Source organism: Streptomyces poonensis (genome assembly GCF_014650915.1).
Taxonomy (GTDB): domain Bacteria; phylum Actinomycetota; class Actinomycetes; order Streptomycetales; family Streptomycetaceae; genus Streptomyces; species Streptomyces poonensis.
Window position 1 is genome coordinate 24,007 of the sequence record NZ_BMVW01000011.1, and the last position, 24,676, is coordinate 48,682.

Sequence of the window (24,676 nt, forward strand, 5' to 3'; positions counted from 1 at the left end):
GCCGTGGCGATCGGGGCGATGTTTCACGTGAAACGTCGCCGAGAGAAGCCGGTCATGGTCGCAGTGACTGCCGCGTAGATCACGGAGATGGCGATCGTCAGAGCGGCCGAGCGGCCGTCAGGAGGCAGCATGAGGGCGGCCACTCCGGCGGCGCTGACGAAGGCGACGTTGAACAGAACGTCATAGACGGAGAAGACCCGGCCGCGGAAACCGTCGTCGACCGAGGACTGGACGAGCGTGTCCGTGGCGATCTTCGCTCCCTGTGTGACGACGCCCAGCACGAATGCCGCGATCAGCCAGGGGACCTGGGCGAAGGGGAGCCCGAGCGCCGGAACCAGCACGGCGGCGGAAGCGGCGCATGCGACGATCCACAGGCCGGGACCCAGTCGCCCGGCGGCCCAGGGAGTCATCACAGCCGCCACGAAGAACCCCGCGCCGGAGATGCCGACGGCGAGACCGAGAAGGGCCAGCCCTTCGTCGGAGTCGGACGACCATGCGTACCGGCACAGCATCAGCACCATGACCGTCAGAGCGCCGTAACAGAACCGCATGAGCGTCATCGAGGCCAGCGCCCAGGCGGCCTCCCGCCTCTCCGGCTCGGTGAGATGGCGTACGCCTGCCACCAGGCCACGTGCGATGCCGGCGAGCGCCGCCCCCAGTCGTGGCCGGACCAGCTCTGGATCGGGGCCGAGCAGAGCCGGCGCCATGCTCAGGGAGGCGAGCGCGGAGCACAGGTAGAGGGCCGCCCCGAGGAGGACCACCGCGGCATCGGAGTCCGACACGACCAGCCGTACGGCGACAGCGAGGCCGCCGCCCGCGGTCGCGGCGAGCGTGCCGGCGGTCGGGGACAGCGAGTTCGCGATCACCAGGCGGTCGGCGTCGACCACACGCGGAAGTGCTGCGGAGAGACCCGCCAGTACGAAGCGGTTGACCGCCGTGACGCAGAGCGCGGAGGCGTAGAAGAGCCAGTCCGGCACCCCGCTCAGCATCAGCACGGCCGTCACACCCGCCAGCAGGGCGCGCAGCAGGTTGCCGTACAGGAAGACCTGGCGGCGCCGCCAGCGGTCGAGCAGGACGCCCGCGAAGGGCCCGACGAACGAGTACGGGAGAAGCAGAACCGCCATCGCCGATGCGATGGCGGCGGCGGACGTCTGCTTCTCCGGCGAGAAGACGACGTACGTGGCGAGCGCGACCTGGTACACGCCGTCGGCGCCCTGGGAGAGCAGCCGCACGGCGAGCAGACGCCGGAAGTTCCGCAAGCGAAGCAGGACGCGCAGGTCACGGACGATGGACATGGGGCCCAGCCTCACACACGGGGAGGGTCCCCGGGCAGACGACCCGGGGACCCTCAACAACCCCTGGCAGGAGCGCAGTCGGTACGTGTCGCTCGCCGGTTAGCGGTCGACCTCGCCCTTGATGAACTTCTCGACGTTCTCCCGGGCCTCGTCGTCGAAGTACTGGACCGGCGGGGACTTCATGAAGTAGCTCGACGCGGAGAGGATCGGGCCACCGATGCCGCGGTCCTTGGCGATCTTCGCGGCACGCAGGGCGTCGATGATGACGCCGGCGGAGTTCGGGGAGTCCCAGACCTCGAGCTTGTACTCCAGGTTCAGCGGGACGTCACCGAAGGCACGGCCCTCGAGGCGGACGTACGCCCACTTGCGGTCGTCGAGCCAGGCGACGTAGTCGGACGGGCCGATGTGGACGTTCTTCTCGCCGAGGTCCCGGTCGGGGATCTGCGAGGTGACGGCCTGCGTCTTGGAGATCTTCTTGGACTCCAGGCGCTCGCGCTCGAGCATGTTCTTGAAGTCCATGTTGCCGCCGACGTTCAGCTGCATGGTGCGGTCCAGGATGACGCCCCGGTCCTCGAACAGCTTCGCCATGACACGGTGCGTGATGGTGGCGCCGACCTGGGACTTGATGTCGTCACCGACGATCGGGACACCCGCCTCGGTGAACTTGTCCGCCCACTCCTTGGTGCCGGCGATGAAGACCGGGAGGGCGTTGACGAAGGCGACCTTGGCGTCGATGGCGCACTGGGCGTAGAACTTCGCCGCATCCTCGGAGCCGACCGGCAGGTAGCAGACGAGGACGTCGACCTGCTTGTCCTTGAGGACCTGGACGACGTCGACGGGCTCCTCGGCGGACTCCTCGATGGTTTCCCGGTAGTACTTGCCGAGACCGTCGAGGGTGTGGCCGCGCTGGACGGTCACACCGGTGCGCGGCACGTCGCAGATCTTGATGGTGTTGTTCTCCGAGGCGCCGATGGCGTCGGCGAGGTCGAGGCCGACCTTCTTCGCGTCGACATCGAAGGCGGCGACGAACTCGACGTCACGGACGTGGTAGTCACCGAACTGCACGTGCATGAGGCCGGGCACCTTGGACGCCGGGTCGGCGTCCTTGTAGTACTCGACTCCCTGCACCAGCGACGCGGCGCAGTTGCCCACGCCGACGATGGCTACGCGAACCGAACCCATTCCGGTTGCTCCCTGTGTGTACGAGTGAGGTCCTGAGCGGATCTCACGTGGCGGTGTCGTCGGGCGTATCCGGCCGGGAGTCGTCCCCCTGCCGGGGCAGGCCGCCCGATGCTCCAGTTGTCGTGTCCTGCGAAGCGGTCTCCCCGGTGGCGGAACCCCTGAGGTCCCGTCCCGCCCGCTCGCTCTCGATGAGCTCGTTCAGCCAGCGCACTTCGCGCTCCACGGACTCCATCCCGTGGCGCTGGAGCTCGAGGGTGTAGTCGTCGAGGCGCTCCCGGGTGCGCGCCAGCGAGGCACGCATCTTCTCCAGACGCTCCTCCAGACGGCTGCGGCGGCCCTCCAGGACGCGCATGCGCACATCGCGGGAGGTCTGCCCGAAAAAGGCGAAGCGAGCGGCGAAGTGCTCGTCCTCGTACGCGTCGGGCCCCGTCTGCGAGAGCAGCTCCTCGAAGTGCTCCTTACCTTCCGCCGTCAGCCGGTAGACGATCTTCGCTCGGCGCCCCGCGAGCGGAGCGGCGAGGGCGTCCTGCTGGGAGCCTCCCGATTCCTCGATCAACCAGCCGTTCGCGACCAGCGTCTTGAGGCAGGGGTACAGCGTCCCGTAGCTGAAGGCGCGGAACACACCCAGTGACGTATTGAGTCGTTTGCGCAGCTCATAGCCGTGCATCGGGGCCTCACGAAGCAGTCCGAGTACGGCGAACTCAAGGATTCCGGAACGCCGGCTCATGATCGCCTCCTCTCTGCCGCGGCTTCACCGAGACGTCTTTATGTCGTGCTGATGTATCGACTCGATACATCAGCACGATAGAACGCCCCTCTGGCTGCGACAAGAGGGGGCACGGTGAACGGGATCACATCACCGATTCGTGGGATGCAACTTGCCTGTTTTGGGGTGAAGTTCGGTGCTCGGTTGGTTTTGCCGATGCGTAGTCTGTGCGCCATGCACACCACCGGGAACCAAGTGACGTCCGAGGACGTCGTCGTCCCCGGTGCAGTACGGGTGAATGTGGTACCGACCGCATCCGTACTTCGGGGGGACCGGAAAGCAGCTGCCGTTTCCAGGCGCGCAGGGGCGCGCCTGCCCGAGGAGTAATCGTTCGATGAGCGAGCACCGTCGCAAACCGCCGCCGTCGCAGGGAGGCGGACGTGCCGCAGCCCGACGCGGCCAATCGGCGTCCTCCGGCCGCCGCGCGGCACCGCGAGGCGCCACCGGGTCCCCTTCGGGCTCCTATGGCCCCGGAGGCGAGGAGCGCCCGTACGGCGGCCGTGCCGAGGCCCGCCGGGCGGCGCAGAGAAGTCAGGGCGGCAGTCGCCGGAGAGCGCCCGAGGGGCCGGTCCGCGGGAGAGGGCGTGCTGCCCCGCCCACCCGGAAACGGTTCGTCGACTACCCACGCGCGGGCAAGTACGGCGCCGCACGCTGGGTGCCGTCGTGGCGGCTCGTGACCGGACTGTTCATCGGTTTCTTCGGGAGCCTGGTGGCGGCTGCGGGCATCGGGTATGCCGTTGTGGAGGTGCCCGACCCGGCGAAGGCGGCCCAGGCGCAGAACAACGTCTACTACTGGGCCGACGGCAGTCAGATGGTGGCCACCGGCGGTGAGATAAACCGCCAGATCATCCCGTACGCGGAGATCCCCGCGGAGATGCGGTACGCCGTCATGTCGGCCGAGAACAAGACGTTCGAGAACGACAGCGGCGTCGACCCGATGGGCATCGCGCGCGCCCTGGTGAACATGGCCAAGGGCGGTCAGACGCAGGGTGGCTCGACCATCACCCAGCAGTACGTGAAGAACGCGATGCTGAACGACCAGTCGCAGACGCTGTCGCGGAAGTTCAAAGAGCTCTTCATCTCCATCAAGGTGGGCGCCCAGGAGCCCAAGGAGAAGGTCATGGCGGGTTACCTGAACACCGCCTACTACGGCCGTGGCGCCTACGGCATCCAGGCGGCGGCACGCGCCTACTTCGACGTGGAGGCCAAGGAGCTCGACGCGAGTCAGTGCGCCTTCCTGGCGGCGGTGCTCAAGGGAGCGACGTACTACGACCCGGCCGGCGCCGTGTCGATCGATCCGGCTGCCACCGCCGAGGCCAACAGCGAGCGTGCCAAGGAACGCTGGGCGTGGATCCTCGACGAGATGGTCAAGGACGGCCGCATCCCGCAGTCGGAGCGGGACAAGTACAAGAAGTTCCCCGAGATCGAGAACCCGCGGTCGAACACGCAGCTGAGCGGTCAGATCGGCTACCTCGTCGACACGGCCAAGGCCTACGTCATCAACAACACGGACATCACCCCGGAGGATCTGCAGCAGGGCGGCTACGAGATCCACACCACCTTCGACAAGAAGATGGTCACGAAGCTCGAGGACGCCGTCACCAAGGTCCGCAAGGAGAACATCGATCCCGAGAAGCGCCCGGAGACGGACACCCACGTGGAGTTCGGCGGCGCTTCGGTCGATCCGGCAACGGGCGCGATCAAGGCCATCTACGGGGGCGTGGACGCGACCGAGCACTTCACGAACAACGCGGACCAGACCGGTGCGCAGGTGGGCTCGACGTTCAAGCCGTTCGTCCTGGCGGCTGCCATGACGTGGGGTGTGCGCGATCCCGACGGCCCCCCTGAGCAGGCGCAGGACGGGGGCCGGACCATCGCCTCCCCGGAAAGCCTGTACAGCGGCAAGAACAAGCTGAAGATCAACAACTACGACAGGACGGTCTGGCACGACCAGGAGGGCAAGGAGTGGCTGCAGGTCAACGACGGCGATGAGTCGTACGGCGATCCGCCCAAGTACGACATCACGCTCCGCGAGGCGATGAGGGTCTCGGCCAACTCCGCCTTCGTCCAGCTCGGCATGGATGTCGGTCTGTCCAAGGTCAAGGATGCCGCCGTGAGCGCCGGCATCCTCCCGAACAGCCTCGCCAGTGCCGACTATCCGTCCTTCTCGATCGGTACGTCCGACCCCAGCGCGATCCGGATGGCGGGCGCGTACGCCACCTTCGCGGCCAGCGGGACGGCGCACGACATCCACTCCGTGTCGGAGGTCAGTGACCAGGACGGCACGGTCTTCCGGCACGACAGCGTCGCCAAGAAGACCGAGGCCTTCAGCTCCGACGTCGCCGACAACGTCACCGACGTCCTGAAGACCGTGGTGGAGGAGGGCACCGGTACCAACGCCCAGCTGCCCGGCCGCGAGGTGGCCGGCAAGACCGGTACCACCGACGGCAACAAGTCCGCCTGGTTCGTCGGCTACACCCCGCAGCTGTCGACCGCCATCGGCATGTACCGCATGGACGACGACGAGACCAAGAAGAACCGCGAGTTCCTCGAGATGTACGGCACGGGCGGCGAGAAGACGATCCACGGTGCGTCGTTCCCGTCGGAGATCTGGCACGACTACATGGAGCAGGCGCTCAAGGGCCAGCCGGCCAAGAAGTTCCCGACGCCCAAGCCCATCGGCGAGATCGTCAACGACGATCCGGAGCCGACCCCGACCCCGACGGTGAGCGAGTCGGTGGAGGAGGAGAGCCCCGAGCCCACCCCGTCGCCCAGCCAGACGGAGACCGAGCCGAGCCCGTCGGCGAGCGAGACCGTCTGCACCAACCCGTTCGACCCCACCTGCGGAGACACGGCAGGCAATGACACGTCCGGTAACGACATCCAAGGCCCGGGCGGCGAGGTGAGCAGCTCTCCATCGGAGAGCGAGGACGACACGAGAGGCAACCAAAACGGGGGTGGCCTCTTCGGAGGCGGCGGCGGAGAGAACGACGAATAGCGCCGCCGCGGACGTTTCACGTGAAACATCCATCCTGAGGCGTTTCACGTGAAACGAGGGCCGCCGCACCCGACCGGGTGCGGCGGCCCTCGGCGTATTCCCAGGCATGTGCGGCAGGATGTGCGGCATGCCCAGTGCAGACACGACGCGAGTGAGCGTGGACGAGCCGGATCCCGTGCGGCCCACCAGGGAGGACGAGGTCGCGGCCGCCGGCAGTGAGCTGATCGGCGGTCCCCTCGGGTGGCGCGCACTGCTCGGGACGTCCTGGTGGACTCCCGTACGGGTCGTCGCGCTCGTCGCGATCGGCATGTTCGCCCTCGGTATGGTGCAGAAGCTGCCCTGCTACGACGGCGCCTGGTTCTTCGGAGCCAGTTCCCAGTACACGCACGCCTGCTACTCGGACATCCCGCACCTGTACCAGGGACGCGGCTTCGCCGACGGTCTCGTGCCGTACTTCGACAAGCTTCCCGGCGACATGGAGTACCTGGAGTACCCGGTACTGACCGGCGTCTTCATGGAGGTCGCCTCCTGGCTCACGCCGGGCAGCGGCAGCATCCAGCACCAGGAGCAGTGGTACTGGATGGTCAACGCGGGAATGCTGATGGTCTGCGCGGCGGTCATCGCCGTCTGCACCGTCCGCACCCAGCGCCGACGCCCCTGGGACGGCCTTCTGGTCGCCCTGGCGCCCGCCTTCGCGCTGACGGCCACCATCAACTGGGACCTGCTCGCCGTGGCGCTCCTGGCCGCGGCGCTGCTGATGTGGTCGCGGGAGCGCCCCCTCGCCTTCGGTGTGCTCGTCGGGTTCGCCACGGCGGCGAAGTTCTACCCGTTCCTGGTGCTCGGTCCCCTGCTGGTGCTGTGCTGGCGGGCGGGCAGGTGGCGGGAGTTCGGAACCGCGCTGCTGGGTGCCGTCGGGGCCTGGCTGACCGTGAACCTCCCGGTGATGCTGCTCGCACCGGAGGGATGGGCGAAGTTCTACGGCTTCAGCCGTGAGCGCGGCGTCGACTTCGGTTCCGTCTTCCTGGTGATCTCCCAGAGGTTCAACATCCAGATCACCGCGGACACGGCCAACACCTACGCGATGATCGCGATGGTGCTGGCCTGCGCGGGCATCGCCGTCATGGCCTTCACCGCCCCGCGCCGGCCGCGCTTCGCCCAGCTCGCCTTCCTGATCGTGGCGGCCTTCATCCTCACCAACAAGGTCTACTCGCCGCAGTACGTGCTGTGGCTGGTCCCGCTGGCCGCACTGGCCCGGCCGCGCTGGCGGGACTTCCTGATCTGGCAGGCGTGCGAGGTCCTGTACTTCCTCGGCATCTGGATGTACCTCGCGTACACCACCAGCGGCGACGCCCACAAGGGCCTGCCGCCCGAGGGGTACCACCTCGCGATCGTCCTCCACCTCCTGGGGACGCTCTACCTCTGCGCGGTCGTCGTACGGGACATCTACCTGCCGGAGCGGGACGTGGTGCGCCGGGCCGGCGACGACGATCCGGGAGGTGGGGTGCTGGACGGCGCGGAGGACGTCTTCGTGCTCGGCCGGGCCGCTCGGCCCCCGGCTTCGACGGCGTATGTCGGCGGGCCGTCCGTCGAGTGGGGCAGCAGGGGCCCGGCAGACGGTTCGCCCTGAGCGAACGCGGCACGGAGGGGCGCGCCCGAAGGGCGTGACCGCCGACTCGGTGCGGCAACGCAGAGGGCCGTACACTGAGATCCGTGTACGGCCCTCTGCGCGCCCGGCCTGCCGGCTGGGTGCCCCATCGCCGGTGAACGCCTCCCGAGGCCTTCAGCGGGCGGTGGAGGCCCGGTGGAGGCTCAGTCAGCGGTCGACGATCCGGTCGAACTGCGTCGTGGTGTGCCGCAGGTGGGCCACCAGTTCGTCGCCCACCTTCGGCTCCGGGGCGTCAGACGGCACGAACAGGATCGACACCTGCATGTGCGGCGGCTCCGCGAACCAGCGCTGCTTGCCGCCCCACACGAACGGCGAGAGGTTCCGGTTCACCGTGGCGAGGCCCGCCCGGGCGACGCCCTTGGCGCGCGGCATGACGCCGTGCAGCGCCTTGGGAGCCTCCAGGCCCACCCCGTGCGACGTACCGCCCGCCACGACCACCAGAAAGCCGTCGGAGGCCGCCTTCTGCTGCCGGTAGCCGAAGCGGTCGCCCTTGGCGACGCGGGTGACGTCCAGGACGGCCCCGCGGTACTCGGTCGCCTCGTGGTCCCCGAGCCACAGCCGGGTGCCGATACGGGCGCGGAAGCGGGTCTGCGGGAACTGCTGCTGCAGCCGGGCCAGCTCCTCGGCCTTGAGGTGGCTCACGAACATGGTGTGCAGCGGCAGCCGGGCCGCGCGCAACCGGTCCATCCAGCCGATGACCTCCTCGACGGCGTCCGAGCCGTCGGTGCGGTCCAGCGGCAGGTGGATGGCGAAGCCCTCCAGCCGGACGTTCTCTATGGCCGCGTGGAGCTGGGGCAGGTCCTGCTCGCTCACGCCGTGCCGCTTCATCGAGGACATGACCTCGATGACCACACGGGCGCCCACGAGGCCGTACACGCCGTCGATGGACGACACGGAGCGGATGACGCGGTCGGGCAGCGGAACGGGCTCCTCGCCCCTCCTGAACGGCGTCAGCACCAGCAGGTCACCGCCGAACCAGTCCTTGATCCGGGCGGCCTCGTACGTGGTGCCCACGGCGAGGACGTCCGAGCCGAGGCGCGTGGCCTCCTCCGCCAGCCGCTCGTGGCCGAAGCCGTAGCCGTTGCCCTTGCAGACGGGGACGAGTCCCGGGAACTGCTCCTGCACGTGCTTGTGGTGTGCCCGCCAGCGCGCGGTGTCGACGTAGAGCGTGAGCGCCATGGCCGGTCCCGGACCCTTTCTCGTGGCTTCGGTGTGTCAGTGGTGTGAAACGGAATTGTGGTGCATTCGCCGGACCGGCGGGGCCGGGCCGCAGGATCAGCGACGCGACATGTAGATGTCGAGCGCCTTGTGCAGCAGCTTGTTCAGCGGGAAGTCCCACTCGCCGAGGTACTCGGCGGCCTGCCCGCCCGTACCCACCTTGAACTGGATCAGCCCGAACAGGTGGTCCGACTCGTCCAGCGAGTCGGAGATACCACGCAGGTCGTAGACGGTCGCGCCGAGGGCGTAGGCGTCACGCAGCATCCGCCACTGCATCGCGTTCGAGGGCCGCACCTCGCGCCCGATGTTGTCCGAGGCACCGTACGAGTACCAAACATGCCCGCCGACCACCAGCATCGTGGCCGCCGACAGGTTCACGCCGTTGTGCCGCGCGAAGTACAGCCGCATGCGGTTGGGGTCCTCGGTGTTGAGGGCCGTCCACATGCGCTGGAAGTACGACAGCGGGCGGGGCCGGAAGCGGTCGCGCACGGCGGTGATCTCATACAGTCGCTGCCATTCCTCCAGGTCGTGGTAGCCGCCCTGGACCACCTCGACGCCCGCCTTCTCCGCCTTCTTGATGTTGCGGCGCCACAGCTGGTTGAAGTTCTTGTGGACCTCTTCCAGGGAACGGTTCGCCAGCGGCACCTGGTAGACGTAACGGGGCTGTACGTCACCGAAGCCGGCGCCGCCGTCCTCGCCCTGCTGCCAGCCCATACGGCGCAGCTTGTCGGCCACCTCGAAGGCGCGCGGCTCGATGAAGTCGGCCTCGATGTCGCGCAGGCGCTTCACGTCCGGGTCCTGGATGCCCTTCTTGATGGACGTGGCCTCCCAGCGGCGGATGATCACCGGCGGACCCATCTTGACCGAGAAGGCGCCCTGCTGCTTCAGGTGCGCGAGCATCGGTTCCAGCCATTCCACGAGGTTCGGCGCGTACCAGTTGATGACCGGTCCCTCGGGCAGGTAGGCGAGATAGCGCTTGATCTTGGGCAGCTGGCGGTAGAGGACGAGGCCCACGCCGACCAGCTCACCGGTCCTGTCGTCGAACCACCCGAGGCTCTCGGAACGCCACTCGGCCTTGACGTCTGCCCAGGCCGGAACCTGCATGTGGCTCGCCGCCGGCAGGCTCTGGATGTACGCCAGATGCTGCTCTCGGCTGATAGTCCTCAGGGTCAGGCTCATTCGGGGCGCTCCTCGGGCTGGTGTGTCCCCATGGGTACAGGGGCTCCGGCTCTCGCGCCGAAGCCTACTGCGCCCTGCGCGCCCCCCGACTGGCCCAGGGCCACCTGCGCCCCGGCCGATAGGTGACCGGGGTGCTGGGAGGAGGCCTGCGAATGTGTGTCCGGACCCTCCGGGCGGTTGACCGTCGGCCGGATATCCGTCGTCCTGCCGAACGACCGGGTTAGCCGATGACCCCTCCGAAGAGACCTCCGTGAGCCATGCCGAGGAAGAACCCGATTCCCGATGCGCCGAGTCCCAGGATCAGGCCGAAGCGCTCGCGGGTCGTCTCCGAGACGAACTGCCCGTAGGCGCCGGTGAGGATCCCGACCAGCCCGGCCCAGGAACTGACCAGGTGCAGATGGTGGAACCCGGCCGTGACGAGGGCGATCACGCCGAGCACGAGCGTCACGGCCATCAAGGTGTCCTGCAGCGGATGGGACCGGTGATCCGTGGCGAACAGGGATCCGGGCATCTGGGGTCGCATTGTCTGTGCCATGGGGCACCTCCTGCGGAAGGCGGAGCATCGTAGCGCCGTACACACCCGATGTGTACCGATTGTCGGTCATCGTCGCCGGATTTCAACCGGAAGCGGGTGTGCGGGTACTCTGTACCCTCTGCACCGGTGTCTGCCCAGGCCATGGCCCGGAGTCCCAGCCGGGACCCCCGATTGTCAGTGGCGGCCGATACCGTTGCTCACGCATAACAACCCTCCTGCCACGGAACGACCGTGGCCGCTGAGTCCAAAGGAGGTGGGTTCCACATGCGTCACTACGAGGTGATGGTCATCCTCGACCCCGATCTGGAGGAGCGCGCTGTCGCCCCCCTGATCGAGAACTTCCTCTCCGTCGTCCGTGAGGGCAACGGCAAGGTGGAGAAGGTCGACACCTGGGGCCGTCGTCGTCTCGCGTACGAGATCAAGAAGAAGCCCGAGGGGATCTACTCGGTCATCGACCTGCAGGCCGAGCCGGCGGTCGTCAAGGAGCTCGACCGCCAGATGAACCTGAACGAGTCGGTCCTCCGGACCAAGGTCCTCCGTCCCGAGACCCACTGAGCTCCCCAGCTCGGCTGATTCCGGGATTCGAGTAGCAGCAACAAGCAGCCAGCAGCAAACCCGCCGAGAGGTTCCCCCATGGCAGGCGAGACCGTCATCACGGTCGTCGGCAACCTTGTCGATGACCCCGAGCTGCGCTTCACCCCTTCCGGTGCGGCGGTCGCGAAGTTCCGTGTCGCGTCCACGCCCCGCACCTTCGACCGCCAGACGAACGAGTGGAAGGACGGCGAAAGCCTCTTTCTGACCTGCTCGGTCTGGCGCCAGGCGGCGGAGAACGTCGCGGAGTCGCTCCAGCGTGGCATGCGCGTCATCGTGCAGGGCCGGCTGAAGCAGCGGTCCTACGAGGACCGTGAGGGCGTCAAGCGCACGGTCTACGAGCTCGACGTCGACGAGGTCGGCGCGAGCCTGCGCAACGCCACGGCCAAGGTCACCAAGACCGCCGGTGGCGCTCGCGGTGGCCAGGGCGGTTACGGCGGCGGTGGCGGCCAGGGTGGCGGTGGCTGGGGCGGAGGCCCCGGCGGCGGCCAGCAGGGCGGCGGCGCTCCGGCCGACGACCCGTGGGCGACCGGCGCTCCCGCCGGTGGCAACCAGGGCGGCGGCGGTGGCTGGGGTGGAAACTCCGGCGGCGGTGGCGGCGGCTACTCGGACGAGCCCCCCTTCTAGGCCTTCGGGCCCGGCCTTCGGGGCCGGTCCGGGTCAAGGGCGGGTCGTACCCACACTTCTTGATCACACAGGAGAAACACCATGGCGAAGCCGCCTGTGCGCAAGCCGAAGAAGAAGGTCTGCGCTTTCTGCAAGGACAAGGTCACGTACGTGGACTACAAGGACACGAACATGCTGCGGAAGTTCATTTCCGACCGCGGCAAGATCCGTGCCCGCCGCGTGACCGGCAACTGCACGCAGCACCAGCGTGACGTCGCCACGGCCGTGAAGAACAGCCGTGAGATGGCGCTGCTGCCCTACACGTCCACCGCGCGCTAAGGGAAGGGTGACCGACTCATGAAGATCATCCTCACCCACGAGGTTTCCGGCCTCGGTGCCGCGGGCGACGTCGTCGACGTCAAGGACGGTTACGCTCGCAACTACCTGATCCCGCGGAAGTTCGCTATCCGCTGGACCAAGGGCGGCGAGAAGGACGTCGAGCAGATCCGTCGCGCTCGCAAGATCCACGAGATCCAGACCATCGAGCAGGCCAACCAGATCAAGGCCCAGCTCGAGGGTGTCAAGGTTCGCCTGGCCGTCCGCTCCGGCGACGCCGGTCGGCTCTTCGGTTCCGTCACCCCGGCTGACATCGCTTCGGCGATCAAGGCTTCCGGTGGCCCCGAGGTCGACAAGCGCCGCATCGAGCTGGGCGCGCCGATCAAGACGCTGGGCGCCCACGAGACGTCCGTGCGTCTGCACCCCGAGGTGGCCGCCAAGGTCAGCATCGAGGTTGTCGCGGCCTGACCGTCGCGTTCGGCAGAGCTGAAAGAAGGGCTGCACCCCGACGGGGTGCAGCCCTTCTGCATGACGTGCCAGGGGTCCGGCGCGGGCTGGCGGGGAAGGCACGGCGGGAAGGTGTACGGGGCTGGATGTCGTACCGATGTTTCACGTGAAACGGGGCTCGAAGGGACTCGAGACGCTGAGCAGTTCGCTCAGCGGGTTGCCCCAGTGACGATCCAGCGGCCCGAGCGGGAGCGCAGCCACAAGGTGACCATGCGTGTCGCCATCATGAGCGTCATCGCTGCCCAGAGGGCGGTGAGACCGCCACCGAGAGCGGGCATGAGCAGGGCCACGGGCGTAAAGACCGCCAGTGTCAGAAGCATGGCCCAGGCGAGGTAGGGGCCGTCTCCTGCACCCATCAGAACGCCGTCGAGGACGAAGACGACGCCGGAGATCGGCTGGCAGACCGCCACCATGAGAAGGGCGGGGAGCGCGGCGGCCTGGACGTGGGCGTCACTGGTGAAGAGCGGGACGAACACGGGGCGGCTGATGGCGACGAGCAGTCCGAGGACGAATCCGGTGGCGATACCCCACTGCACCATGCGATGACAGGCGTCGCGGGCACCCCGGGCGTCTCCGGCTCCGAGGTAACGACCGATGATGGCCTGCCCGGCGATGGCGATGGCGTCGAGCGCGAAGGCCAGCAGGCTCCAGAGGGACAGGATGATCTGGTGGGCGGCGACATCCGCGTCCCCGAGCCGGGCGGCGACGGCAGTGGCGATCATCAACACCGCTCGCAACGACAGCGTACGCACCAGCAGTGGTGCCCCGGCCTGGGCGGAGGCGCGTATCCCGGCGAGGTCGGGCTTCAGGGAGGCACCGTGCCGCCGTGCTCCGCGGATCACGACCCAGAGGTAGACGGTGACCATCCCGTACTGGGCGATGACGGTGCCCCAGGCGGAGCCGGCGATACCCAGATCGGCGCCGTAGACGAGGAGGGCGTTCAGAGCGGCGTTGGCCACGAAACCCGCGCCGGCGACGTACAGCGGTGTCTTCGTGTCCTGGAGCCCGCGCAGCACACCGGTGGAGGCGAGCACGACGAGCATCGCCGGGATGCCGAGTGCGGAAATGCGCAGATAAGTGGTCGCATACGGGGCGGCGGTCTCCGATGCGCCGAACAGGTCCACCAGCGCGGGCGCGGCGGGCAGGACGACGGCGATGACGGCGGCTCCGAGCAGCAGCGCCAGCCAGATGCCGTCCATGCCCTGGCGGATGGCGGCCCGAAGATCTCCGGCACCGACGCGGCGGGCGACGGCGGCCGTGGTGGCGTACGCCAGAAACACGAAGATGCTCACGGCGGTGGTCAGAAGGGCCGAGGCGACGCCGAGACCGGCGAGCTGCGCGGTGCCGAGATGGCCGACGATCGCGGTGTCGGCCAGCAGGAAGAGGGGCTCGGCGACGAGCGCGCCGAAGGCCGGAACCGCCAACGCGACGATCTCTCGGTCGTGTCTGCGCCGGGTGGCTCTGGTCGCGTCGGGGGCCTGTGTCATGAGCACCAATCTAATCTTCCACAGGTAATGGATGCAACCGATGAGGGATCCTTACCATTCGTATCCCCGGGCGTGTCGCGGTGGGCCGTTCGAGAGGATCTTGGTCTTGCTGGAGAAGTTTTTCTTCTGCACAGCCCGTGGATGCTAAAACAGCAGGTCAGCGGCGATTGTTCCGAAGCTTAGGGAGCTTGTTCACAGGGCTGTCCACTGGCTCGTGCACAGGTTTTGGGGGGTTCTCCACAGCATCGGGGCCGTCGTCCACATGGCCTGTGGATAACCAGATTGGCTGACGCTGCCGAGCCGCCTACCGTTGTCCGGCGCCCGCCCCGTTTTCCACCATCGGAACGCCCAAAAAACCGACGAACCAGAAGCGGAGTTGGGCCTCTTATTTGTCAGTGCCGTGCCGTATCACAGAGAGGCACGGCTAGGTCCGCGCGGCGGACGGGAGGAGGTGGCCCGGTGAGCATTTCCGAGCCCTTGGACGAGCCGTGGGCCGACAGCGGACCCAGCGACCGGCTGCCCGCTTCCCGTCGCCGTAGCGATGGCGGACGGGGCCGCGACGAGCAGCACGACCGTGGCCGGGACGACAGCGCATGGGAGAGTGCCGGCTCGTCCTTCGAGCGGATGCCGCCGCAGGATCTGAATGCCGAGCAGTCCGTGCTGGGCGGCATGCTCCTGTCCAAGGACGCCATCGCGGACGTGGTCGAGGTCCTCAAGGGCCACGACTTCTACAAGCCGGCGCACGAGACGATCTTCCAGGCGATTCTCGACGTCTACGCCAAGGGCGAACCGGCCGACCCCATCACCATCGCCGCTGAGCTCACCAAGCGTGGCGAGATCACCAAGGTCGGCGGCGCCGCGTATCTGCACACGCTCGTCCAGACGGTCCCGACGGCGGCGAACGCCGAGTACTACGCGGAGATCGTCCATGAGCGAGCGGTCCTGCGACGGCTCGTCGAGGCCGGCACCCGCATCACCCAGATGGGATACGCGGGCGACGACGACGTCGACGAGATCGTCAACAGAGCTCAGGCCGAGATCTACGCGGTCACCGAGCAGCGCACCACCGAGGACTACCTTCCGCTCGGCGACATCATGGAGGGCGCGCTCGACGAGATCGAGGCGATCGGCTCCCGGTCGGGGGAGATGACCGGCGTACCGACCGGTTTCACCGACCTCGACCAGCTCACCAACGGCCTGCACCCGGGCCAGATGATCATCATCGCGGCCCGCCCCGCCATGGGTAAGTCCACGCTCGCGCTGGACTTCGCGCGCACCGCCTCCATCAAGCACAACCTGCCGAGCGTCATCTTCTCGCTCGAGATGGGCCGCAACGAGATCGCGATGCGCCTGCTGTCCGCCGAGGCCCGCGTGGCCCTGCACCACATGCGGTCCGGCACGATGACCGACGAGGACTGGACCCGGCTCGCCCGCCGTATGCCGGACGTCTCCGCCGCGCCGCTCTACATCGACGACTCTCCGAACCTGTCGATGATGGAGATCCGCGCCAAGTGCCGCCGCCTCAAGCAGCGCAACGACCTGAAGCTGGTTGTCATCGACTATCTGCAGCTGATGCAGTCCGGAGGCTCCAAGCGGTCCGAGAGCCGGCAGCAGGAGGTCTCCGACATGTCCCGGAACCTGAAGCTGCTGGCCAAGGAGCTGGAGCTGCCGGTGATCGCCCTGTCCCAGCTCAACCGCGGGCCCGAACAGCGTACGGACAAGAAGCCCATGGTCTCCGACCTGCGTGAGTCCGGATCGATCGAGCAGGACGCGGACATGGTCATCCTGCTGCACCGCGAGGACGCGTACGAGAAGGAGTCACCACGCGCGGGCGAGGCGGACATCATCGTGGGCAAGCACCGTAACGGCCCGACCGCCACCATCACGGTCGCGTTCCAGGGTCACTACTCGCGTTTCGTGGACATGGCACAGACCTGAGCCGGCGCACGGCCTCCAGGAGCCGGGCACGGGCCGATCGGAACCGCGCACGGTCTAATTCGCTCGACGCGCCGTGCCGTGGGCGGATGGACTGGGCTCATGATGACACCTCAGGAAGAGTTGCTTCCCGGCACGCGCCGAGCCCTGCTGCATCGCATCGCCGTGGCCCAGGCCGAGGGACGTGCGCCGTCGTTGGCCGCGGCGGTCGTGCGGGGCGGCGGGACCGTGTGGACCGGAGCGCGCAGTTCGGTGGACGGGCAGGTGCCGGACGAGAACGTTCAGTACCGGATCGGCTCGATCACCAAGACTTTCACCGCTGTCCTCGTGCTGCGCCTGCGGGACGAAGGGCTGCTGGACCTCGGCGACCGGCTGGACAAGCACCTGCCGGGTACAGGGGTCGGGGAGGCGACGATCGCCGAGCTGCTCGCGCACACGGGCGGCCTGGCGGCGGAGGCACCCGCGCCCTGGTGGGAGCGCACTCCTGGCTCGCTGCGCCCGGAGCTCGCCGACGTGCTGGGCGACCAGCCGCACCGGCATCCCATCGGTCGCCGTTTCCACTACTCCAACCCCGGTTACACGCTCCTGGGCGCGCTCGTCGAAGAGCTGCGGGGCGCTCCCTGGGAGGACGTGCTCAGCCGCGAGGTGCTGGGTCCGCTGGGCTTGCACCGTACGAGCGTGCATCCGAAGGCGCCCCATGCGGGGGGCTGGGCCGTGCATCCCTGGGCGGACGTGCTGCTTCCCGAGCCCGCAGAGGACCTGGGACGCATGGCGCCCGCCGGACAGCTCTGGTCCACCACCGGCGACCTGGCGCGGTTCGCGGTGTTCCTCGCCCAGGGGGACGACCGCGTACTGGGCGCGGAGTCGCTCCTCGAGATGCGGACGCCCGCCGCGCCGGCCGGAACGGAGGAGGTTGCGGAGGGTTCGGCGTACGGACTCGGCATGCAGCTGCAGCACCGGGACGGGCGGTTCCTCGTCGGGCACTCGGGGTCCGTGCCGGGCTTCCTGGCCAACCTCACGATCGGTGTCGAGGACGACGTGGCCGCCGTCGTGCTGGCCAACTGCACCTCGGGGCCGTTGGTGTCGACCGTTGCCGCGGACCTCGTACGTATCGTGGCGGAGGCCGAACCCAGGATCCCCGAGCCGTGGCGGCCGCTGCCCGGGGCCGACCGAGCGGTGCTGGACTTGACGGGACAGTGGTACTGGGGAACGCAGGGCTTCGCACTGCGGCTCGAGACCGAGGGAGGTGTCTCGCTGGCACCGCTGTCGGGGAACGGGCGTCGCTCGCGCTTCCGGGCGCAAGGGGACGGCACATGGGCCGGTCTCGACGGTTACTTCGCCGGAGAGCCGTTGCGGGTCGTACGGAGGTCGGACGGGAGCGTCGACCATCTGGACCTCGGATCGTTCGTGTTCACTCGGCAGCCGTACGACGAGACGGCGCAGGTGCCGGGCGGGGTGGACCGCGAGGGGTGGCGCGGCGTCTCGTAAGACCGGCCGTGCGGGACGTCCGTCCGGCAGGGCGTGATGGATGTGCACGGGGTGCTGTTTCACGTGAAACAGCACCCTGCATGAGCGACTTCCGCGATGCCCCGCCTGCTCAGAGCGGCAGCTTGAAGCCCACGTGAGAGGCCTCGAAGCCCAGTCGCTCGTAGAAGCGGTGGGCGTCGGTTCGGGTGGCGTCGGACGTCAGCTGGACCAGCCGGCAGCTCTGGCGGCGCGACTCGTCGATCGCCCACTCGATGAGCTGTGTGCCGAGGCCGTTGCCGCGCTCGTCGGCATGGACGCGGACGGCTTCGACGAGCGAGCGCGTCGCGCCCTTGCGGGACAGTCCGGGAATGATCGTGAGGTGGAGAGTGCCGACGACGCGGCCGTCGCGTACGGCGACCACCAGCTGCTGGTTCGGGTCGCCGCTGAGGCGTTCGAAGGCTGCCAGGTACGGGGCCGGGTCGTCCGGTGACTCACGCTGGGCGCCGAGCGGGTCGTCGGCGAGCATCGCGACGATGGCGGATATGTCGGCGGCGACGGCCCGGCGTATTTCGAGGTCTGTCATGGCGACACCCTAGGCGGGCGCGTGCAGTGACTCCACGGATCGGACCAGGGGGGTGAGCTCTGGGTTCTCTGCCGCTCTGTCGAGTGCCTCGCGCAGCGCGGTGTCGTTGGTGGGGCGCGCCTCTTCCAGGAGCTCGAGACCGGCCTCGGTGACGTTCGTGTAGATGCCGCGTCGGTCGGTGGGGCACAGATAGCGCTCGAGGAGTCCGCGGTCCTCGAGCCGGGTGACCAGCCGGGTGGTGGCGCTCTGGCTGAGGACGACCGCGTCGGCGACCTGCTTCATCTGCAGATGGCCCCCGTCGCCGTCGTGCTGCCGGCTGAGGACGTCGAGCAGGGAGTACTCGCGCACGCTGAGGTCGTGCTTGGCCTGCAGTGCGCGCTCGATATGGGCCTCGATCCTGCCGTGCAGCAGGGAGAGGGCGTACCAGCCCTGGGAGAGGGCGGTGAGCGCGGGATCCGTCGCTGTCATGCGTGTTCCTCCGTCCCGGGGCGGTTGTCCTCAAGGGTAGAGCACTGCGGCAATAGTCAGCACTTGCTTATAGCCCGCGCATGCAACTAATGTAGACGCACGTTAAGCGCTGCCACAATCACCGGGAAGGGTGTCACCCCCATGCCTTTCGCGCTTCTGGCCCTCGCGATCGGGGCCTTCGGGATCGGAACCACCGAGTTTGTGATCATGGGTCTGTTGCCCGAGGTCGCGCGTGACTTCGACGTCTCGATCCCCCTTGCCGGCTGGCTGGTCACCGGCTACGCGCTCGGCGTCATGATCGGCGCTCCGATCATGACCGTTCTGGGCACGAGGGTGTCCCGCAAGCGGATGCTGATGCTGCTCATGGGGCTGTTCGTCCTCGGCAATCTGCTCTCCGCGGTGGCCCCCGCCTTCGCCCTCATGCTCGTCGGCCGTGTCGTCGCCTCGCTCGCCCACGGCGCTTTCTTCGGTATCGGGTCGGTCGTCGCGGCGGACCTGGTCGCGCCGGAGAAGAAAGCGGGTGCCATCGCGATGATGTTCACCGGGCTCACTGTCGCCAACGTGGTCGGCGTCCCGCTCGGCACCTTCATCGGGCAGTCCGCCGGATGGCGCATCACCTTCACCGTCGTCGCCGCCCTGGGTGTGGTCGGGCTCGTGGGCATCGCCCGGCTCGTCCCCGACCTGCCCAAGCCGGAGGGTGTGCACCTGGGCCATGAGCTGGCTGCCTTCAGGAACGTGCAGGTCCTGCTCGCCATGGCGATGACCGTGCTGGGCTTCGGTGGTGTCTTCGCAGCCGTCACCTACATCGCGCCGATGATGACGCATGCCGCGGGCTTCGCCGACTCCTCCGTTACCTGGCTTCTCGTCCTCTTCGGCCTGGGCATGGTCGGAGGCAACCTCGTGGGCGGCAGGCTCGCCGATCGGGCGCTGATGCCCCTGCTGTACGTCTCGCTGGGCTCGCTCGCCGCCGTCCTCGCGCTCTTCACGCTCACCGCTCACAACAAGGTCGCTGCGGCAGTGACCGTCGTGCTGATCGGCGCCCTCGGATTCGCGACCGTCCCGCCGCTGCAGAAGCGCGTCCTCGACCAGGCGCACGGAGCTCCCACTCTGGCTTCGGCTGTGAACATCGGCGCCTTCAACCTCGGCAACGCGCTCTCCGCCTGGCTCGGGGGTCTCGTCATCGCGGCGGGCCTCGGCTACACCGCTCCGAACTGGGTCGGCGCTCTCCTCGCTGCCGGCGCACTGGTTCTGGCCGTCGCCTCGGCGGCACTGGAGCGCCGGCAGAGCGTTCCCGGCAGGACCGTCGCAGGCGGAGGGGCAGCCGCAGCGCAGACCGAGGTGCACACCGCTGGACGCCATTGATCGTTCACTTGGGCTGTGGAAGCCGACGGAGGCCGACGGGAGCCGAACGGCGACGGCGACCGGAACGGCAAGGCCGGACAGCGGCGCGGGACCAGACACGTCCCGCGCCGCAGGCGTACGTGTGATGTACGAGGCCCCTCAGCCCGCGGCTACCGTCAGCGGAGCGAACCGGCGGGTCCAGTCGCCCGGCAGTTCCGGGGTCCCGTGGGTCATCACCGCGTTGAAGGCCACCGAGGCCAGACCGCGTTGCTTCACCCACTCCAGCAGTTCCTCGTGACGCACGTCGATGTCGGTGCGCAGGGGGCGGTCGGTGTGGGCGGCCAGCGAGGTGATGAGCGCCTTCGCCGTTTCCGTGTCACGGGCGATCAGCGGTCCCACCACGTGCGTATTCATGTTCGGCCAGGCGGCCGCGTACCCGATGATCCGGCCGTTCTCCTCGGCGACACGCAGCTGGTCGGCGAAGGCGGGGAGGCGGGTGATCACATGAGTGCGGTCCGTGCCGAAGACGTCCTCGTCGAGCCGGAGGATGGTGATCATGTCCTCGGCGGTGGCCGGGCGCGTGGTGACCGTGGGCTCCCTCTCGGCGGGCACGAAATTCCCGAGGACCATCTCGGCTCGACCCGTGACCTTGAACCCCAGTTCTTCGTAGAGCGGCCGACCGTAGGGCGTCGCGTGCAGGGTGAGCGGCGTCATCCCGAGCTCACCCACGATGTGCCGCATCAGGCGGCGGCCGACACCCTGACGGGCATGCCTCTCGGCCACCAGCACCATGCCGATCGCTCCGAGGTCGGGGCGATCCGTCGGACCGTACTCCGTCACGACGCAGGCGCAGAGGAGACCGCCGTCGGGATCGTCGATGCCGTACCCCCTCCCGGCGGTGAGCAGGAGTCCCCACTTGTGTTCCTCGCGGGGCCAGCCCCGGTCCTCGGACAAGTCGGCGCACGCGGAAAGATCCCGGAGCGTCAAGCGGCGAATGGGAAGAGCGTTGAGGGAAGGAGTCGGCACGGGAGCCAGGCTGTCCGATCTGCGCGTCTCACGTCCACCGGTTTGCAGGGAGACGTACGGGCTTTTGGCCATGTCGCGCACCGATCCACAGAAGGCGGACAGATGTTTCACGTGAAACGTCGGCCGGGGACCCGTGCCGGGGGCATATGGAGACCGCGCTCTTCAGCCAGTAGTTGAATAATTGACATATCGACCGCGCTAGGTTACTGCGGTACATCTCATACTTTCGCCTACTTGTCCGTACGGAGCGGGAATCTGGGTTGAATGTGGCCGCTTGGCCGACCGGGGGGCGAACGGGAAAAGTGAAGCCGTCTGCGGAAAATCGGCAACTTCCGATGGGGGAAGGGTGCAGAACGACCAAATGATGTGCGAGGCGAGGCGCACCATGAACGCATCGGCCACCATGACGGCCGACGACGGCTTACCCGGCGGCGCCGGCGCGGACGGCTGGCCGCCCCCGTCTCCGCATTCGATGCCGACGACGGAGCAGGAACGCGAGGTCACCCGACCGGCCGGGCAGCGACCGCCGCTCAGTGGGCCGGAGCCGATCGGGCCGCCCCACCCCGACATCGAGGAACACCTGCCCTCGCAGCCGTCCGAGCCCGCAGCGCAGCCTTCGCCTGACGCCGTGCTCATCCGGCGGACCCTGTCGGCGATCGAGCCCATCGCCGACAAGGTGGCCTCGTACTTCTACGCCCTGCTTTTTGTGCGCCACCCCGAGCTGCGATCGCTCTTCCCGCCGGCGATGGACGCCCAGCGGGACCGTCTGCTCAAGGCGCTGCTCACCGCGGCCGAGCACATCGACAACACCGCTGTCCTCGTCGACTACCTGCAGCGTCTCGGCCGGGGACACCGCAAGTACGGCACCCTCCCGGAGCACTATCCGGCGGTCGGCGAAAGCCTCATCGGGACACTGGACAAATTCGCCGCATCGGTCTGGAACGACGACACCGAGGCAGCCTGGGTGCGGGCGTACACGACGATCTCCCAGGTGATGATCGACGCTGCGGCCGCGGACGAGGTGCACTCTCCGCCCTGGTGGATGGCCGAGATCGTCGAGCACGAGCTGAGAACGCCAGAGGTAGCCGTTCTCACCCTCCGCACGGATCAGCCTTACCCATTTCTCGCCGGGCAGTACGCGATGCTGGAGACGCCGTGGTGGCCGCGAGTCTGGCGGCACTATTCCTTCGCGTCGGCGCCCCGCGCCGACGGTCTGCTGTCGTTCCACGTGAAGGCCATCCCGGCGGGCTGGGTCTCCAACGCTCTGGTGAACCACGCCCGTCCCGGTGACGTCATTCGGCTCGGGCCGCCGACCGGCTTCATGACGGTCGACCACACCACTGACAGCGGATTGCTGTGCCTGGGCGGCGGCACGGGCATAGCGCCGATCAAGGCCCTGCTGGAGGACGTCGCCGAGCACGGCGTGCGTCGCCCGGTCGAGGTGTTCTACGGAGCCCGCACCAACGTCGACCTGTACGACATCGACACCCTGCTGCGGATGCAGCAGCGTCATTCGTGGCTGGACGTCCGCCCGGTCGTGGACCGGGACGGGCGCCTCCAGCTTCCTGGCGTCATCCGCGAGTACGGCCCGTGGAACGAGTACGAGGCGTATCTTTCGGGCCCGCCCGGCATGATCCGGAGCGGTGTGAACGCCTTGAGAGCCGTTGGCGTCCCGTCAGAGCACATCAGGCACGACTCGGTTGAGGAACTCGTGGCCGCCGGGTACTGACCTCGGTTCTCCCGGCCCGGTCAGGAGCGTGATCTCTCAGCCCAGATCAGGAGCGTGCATGGCCCGCACGCCCTCGATGTTCCCGTCGAGGTAGTGACGCAGGGACAGTGGGACCAGATGCACGGAGGCGATCCCGACGCGGGTGAAGGGCACACGGACGATCTCGTACTCGCCGTGCGGCTCGTCGACCTCCGGACCGTGCCGCTGGGACGTGTCCATGGATTCCAGACGGCAGACGAAGAAGTGCTGGACCTTCACACCGGTCGCGCCGCCGTCCTCGCCGATGTGCTCGACGGTGTCCACGAAGCACGGCACCACATCGGTGATCTTGGCGCCGAGTTCCTCATGCACCTCACGGTGGAGCGCGTCGACGACAGTCGTGTCCTCCGGTTCGACGCCGCCTCCGGGAGTGACCCAGTAAGGATCGACACCGGGCTTGGTCCGCTTGATCAGGACGAGATCGTCACCGTCGAGCAGGATGGCACGGGCGGTGCGCTTGACCACGGGTCGGTCGGTCATGGGAGAAATGTGGCCCGACTGGTTCCACGTGAAACCTGCCTCCTGGTTTCACGTGAAACGCAGCGAAGCCCCGCAAGGGCGGACGGCGCTTGTGATGAAGTGTGGGGCTGCCGGTACCGGCGTGCACGGCGCCGGGCGGCGGCGCAGCGGCCTTCACGACCATCCCGCGGCCGTCCGAAGCAGCCGGTCGTGAGCCCGCGCGATATGCGGCATGGCCAGGGTGCCGGTGCGAACCGCCAGAAAGTATGTCCGCAGCGGAGGCACCGCCGGTTCGAGGAGCGCCACGATGTCGCCGCGGTCCAGAGCGGAGACGCACAGATAGCGCGGCAGTACGGCGATACCCGCGCCGGCGATTGTGCAGGCGAGGACCGCGCGGAGGTCGGGGACGATGACGGTGCCGGAGGCGGCGGGGCGGGAGTCGAAGACGGAAGCCCAGTAGCGGGTGGCGAACGGAAGCGACTCATGCACCTCGACGAGCGGGAGGCGCTCCAGAGCGTGGGCACCCCTGCGGCGCAGTTTGACCGTATTGATCCGGGAGACCCAGGAGGGAGCGGCCACCAGGATGTGCTCCTCGTCGCACAGCGGAGTCGAGGTGAGCAGGGCGCCGCGTGGACGGGCCGTGGTGATGGCCAGATCGTGATGCCCGGCGGCGAGGCCCTCGAGCGTCTCCTCGGCGTTCCCGAAGGATGCACGCAGTGCGAAGCCCTGGCCGTTCTCCCGGGTCAGCTCGGTGAGGGCGGGCAGCGCACGTTCCGCGGTGAACTCGGGAGGCCCGGCGAGGTGCAGCGTGCGTAAGGAGAAGTCCTCGTCCAGCCCGGTCTCGGTGATCTCGACCAGGGCGTCGAGATGCGGCGCCGCCTTGTGCGCGAGTTCGTCACCTATCGAGGTGGGGGTCACCCCACGGGCCTGGCGCAGGAACAGCGGGCGGCCCAGTTGCCGCTCCAGGGTCCGTATCTGCGAGGTCACAGCCGGCTGTGACAGGCCCAGCAGCGCGGCGGCGCGGGTGAAGGAGCCGGCCCGGTGCACGGTCACGAAAGTGCGCAGCAGGGCCAAGTCCATGGTCTCCCTCCCCTCCTGTCACCTCCGAGCGCCCAACTATAAATATGTCGATAGGTCTCTGTCGCTACTGTGATTGGACACTGACACAGAGTCAACTAGCCTTGTTGGCGCGGTTCTTGGCGCCCGGGACCGGGACGGTCCGAGCCACGAGGGGGGAGGCTCGGACCGTCCGTCGTACGTACC

At 68.2% G+C, this 24,676-nt stretch carries 22 protein-coding genes; 10 read left to right on the plus strand and 12 right to left on the minus strand.

Features of this window, described 5'->3' with window-relative positions; translation table 11 throughout:
* Positions 1-23: 23 nt before the first annotated feature.
* The 3 genes from IE242_RS24265 to IE242_RS24275 form a co-directional block, all read right to left on the minus strand.
* The gene (locus IE242_RS24265; RefSeq protein WP_189862725.1) at positions 24-1,295 is read right to left on the minus strand and encodes an MFS transporter; all 1,272 of its coding nucleotides are present in this window, start codon (positions 1,293-1,295) and stop codon (positions 24-26) included.
* Positions 1,296-1,394: 99 nt separating this feature from the next.
* Positions 1,395-2,477 (minus strand): inositol-3-phosphate synthase, encoded by a 1,083-nt coding sequence (locus tag IE242_RS24270; RefSeq protein ID WP_189862727.1) that lies wholly within the window; start codon positions 2,475-2,477, stop codon positions 1,395-1,397.
* Between the two features lie 43 nt (positions 2,478-2,520).
* The gene (locus IE242_RS24275; RefSeq protein WP_189862729.1) at positions 2,521-3,204 is read right to left on the minus strand and encodes a PadR family transcriptional regulator; all 684 of its coding nucleotides are present in this window, start codon (positions 3,202-3,204) and stop codon (positions 2,521-2,523) included.
* 373 nt (positions 3,205-3,577) lie between these two features.
* Here IE242_RS24275 and IE242_RS24280 point away from each other — a divergent pair, with 373 nt between their 5' ends.
* Positions 3,578-6,241, plus strand: a complete 2,664-nt coding sequence (locus IE242_RS24280; RefSeq protein WP_189862731.1) for a transglycosylase domain-containing protein — start codon at positions 3,578-3,580, stop codon at positions 6,239-6,241.
* Between the two features lie 118 nt (positions 6,242-6,359).
* A complete protein-coding gene (locus IE242_RS24285; RefSeq protein ID WP_189862733.1) occupies positions 6,360-7,868 on the plus strand; it encodes a glycosyltransferase family 87 protein in 1,509 nt (502 codons plus the stop codon).
* A gap of 186 nt (positions 7,869-8,054) precedes the next feature.
* Here IE242_RS24285 and IE242_RS24290 read toward each other — a convergent pair whose 3' ends face one another.
* The 3 genes from IE242_RS24290 to IE242_RS24300 form a co-directional block, all read right to left on the minus strand.
* The gene (locus IE242_RS24290; RefSeq protein ID WP_189862735.1) at positions 8,055-9,086 is read right to left on the minus strand and encodes an alanine racemase; all 1,032 of its coding nucleotides are present in this window, start codon (positions 9,084-9,086) and stop codon (positions 8,055-8,057) included.
* Positions 9,087-9,182: 96 nt separating this feature from the next.
* Positions 9,183-10,304 (minus strand): peptidoglycan bridge formation glycyltransferase FemX, encoded by a 1,122-nt coding sequence (femX, locus tag IE242_RS24295; RefSeq protein ID WP_189862737.1) that lies wholly within the window; start codon positions 10,302-10,304, stop codon positions 9,183-9,185.
* A gap of 220 nt (positions 10,305-10,524) precedes the next feature.
* Entirely contained in the window at positions 10,525-10,839 is a 315-nt protein-coding gene (locus tag IE242_RS24300; protein WP_189862739.1) for a hypothetical protein, read from the minus strand.
* A gap of 264 nt (positions 10,840-11,103) precedes the next feature.
* Between IE242_RS24300 and rpsF the strand changes: the two genes are divergently transcribed.
* The 4 genes from rpsF to rplI all read left to right on the plus strand — a co-directional run bounded on the left by rpsF (position 11,104) and on the right by rplI (position 12,840).
* Positions 11,104-11,394: a 30S ribosomal protein S6 gene (gene rpsF, locus IE242_RS24305; RefSeq protein WP_003956532.1), complete on the plus strand. Its 291-nt coding sequence runs from the start codon at positions 11,104-11,106 to the stop codon at positions 11,392-11,394.
* Between the two features lie 78 nt (positions 11,395-11,472).
* Positions 11,473-12,057, plus strand: coding sequence for a single-stranded DNA-binding protein (locus tag IE242_RS24310; RefSeq protein WP_189862745.1), 585 nt, complete (start codon positions 11,473-11,475; stop codon positions 12,055-12,057).
* Between the two features lie 81 nt (positions 12,058-12,138).
* A complete protein-coding gene (rpsR, locus tag IE242_RS24315) occupies positions 12,139-12,375 on the plus strand; it encodes a 30S ribosomal protein S18 (RefSeq protein ID WP_003949403.1) in 237 nt (78 codons plus the stop codon).
* An 18-nt stretch (positions 12,376-12,393) separates the two neighbouring features.
* The gene (rplI, locus tag IE242_RS24320; RefSeq protein ID WP_189862746.1) at positions 12,394-12,840 is read left to right on the plus strand and encodes a 50S ribosomal protein L9; all 447 of its coding nucleotides are present in this window, start codon (positions 12,394-12,396) and stop codon (positions 12,838-12,840) included.
* A 188-nt stretch (positions 12,841-13,028) separates the two neighbouring features.
* Here rplI and IE242_RS24325 read toward each other — a convergent pair whose 3' ends face one another.
* On the minus strand, positions 13,029-14,375 hold the full coding sequence (locus IE242_RS24325; RefSeq protein WP_373299578.1) for an MATE family efflux transporter: 1,347 nt from the start codon (positions 14,373-14,375) through the stop codon (positions 13,029-13,031).
* Positions 14,376-14,825: 450 nt separating this feature from the next.
* Between IE242_RS24325 and dnaB the strand changes: the two genes are divergently transcribed.
* Both dnaB and IE242_RS24335 read left to right on the plus strand, forming a co-directional pair.
* Positions 14,826-16,304 carry a replicative DNA helicase gene (dnaB, locus tag IE242_RS24330; protein ID WP_189862748.1) on the plus strand — a complete coding sequence of 493 codons (1,479 nt, stop codon included), beginning with the start codon at positions 14,826-14,828 and terminating at the stop codon, positions 16,302-16,304.
* A gap of 99 nt (positions 16,305-16,403) precedes the next feature.
* Positions 16,404-17,789: a serine hydrolase domain-containing protein gene (locus IE242_RS24335; protein WP_189862749.1), complete on the plus strand. Its 1,386-nt coding sequence runs from the start codon at positions 16,404-16,406 to the stop codon at positions 17,787-17,789.
* Between the two features lie 109 nt (positions 17,790-17,898).
* Here IE242_RS24335 and IE242_RS24340 read toward each other — a convergent pair whose 3' ends face one another.
* Both IE242_RS24340 and IE242_RS24345 read right to left on the minus strand, forming a co-directional pair.
* A complete protein-coding gene (locus IE242_RS24340; protein WP_189862751.1) occupies positions 17,899-18,351 on the minus strand; it encodes a GNAT family N-acetyltransferase in 453 nt (150 codons plus the stop codon).
* A 9-nt stretch (positions 18,352-18,360) separates the two neighbouring features.
* Positions 18,361-18,819, minus strand: coding sequence for a MarR family winged helix-turn-helix transcriptional regulator (locus tag IE242_RS24345; RefSeq protein WP_189862753.1), 459 nt, complete (start codon positions 18,817-18,819; stop codon positions 18,361-18,363).
* Positions 18,820-18,960: 141 nt separating this feature from the next.
* Here IE242_RS24345 and IE242_RS24350 point away from each other — a divergent pair, with 141 nt between their 5' ends.
* Entirely contained in the window at positions 18,961-20,181 is a 1,221-nt protein-coding gene (locus tag IE242_RS24350) for an MFS transporter (protein WP_189862754.1), read from the plus strand.
* Positions 20,182-20,319: 138 nt separating this feature from the next.
* Here the strand turns inward: IE242_RS24350 and IE242_RS24355 are convergent, their stop codons facing one another.
* Positions 20,320-21,186, minus strand: a complete 867-nt coding sequence (locus tag IE242_RS24355) for a GNAT family N-acetyltransferase (RefSeq protein ID WP_189862756.1) — start codon at positions 21,184-21,186, stop codon at positions 20,320-20,322.
* A gap of 385 nt (positions 21,187-21,571) precedes the next feature.
* Here IE242_RS24355 and IE242_RS24360 point away from each other — a divergent pair, with 385 nt between their 5' ends.
* Positions 21,572-22,915 carry a globin domain-containing protein gene (locus IE242_RS24360; RefSeq protein WP_229859388.1) on the plus strand — a complete coding sequence of 448 codons (1,344 nt, stop codon included), beginning with the start codon at positions 21,572-21,574 and terminating at the stop codon, positions 22,913-22,915.
* A 36-nt stretch (positions 22,916-22,951) separates the two neighbouring features.
* Here the strand turns inward: IE242_RS24360 and IE242_RS24365 are convergent, their stop codons facing one another.
* Complete coding sequence (locus IE242_RS24365; protein WP_189862758.1) at positions 22,952-23,434, minus strand: NUDIX domain-containing protein; 483 nt, start codon at positions 23,432-23,434, stop codon at positions 22,952-22,954.
* 153 nt (positions 23,435-23,587) lie between these two features.
* Positions 23,588-24,493 (minus strand): LysR family transcriptional regulator, encoded by a 906-nt coding sequence (locus IE242_RS24370; RefSeq protein WP_189862761.1) that lies wholly within the window; start codon positions 24,491-24,493, stop codon positions 23,588-23,590.
* Positions 24,494-24,676 lie beyond the last annotated feature (183 nt).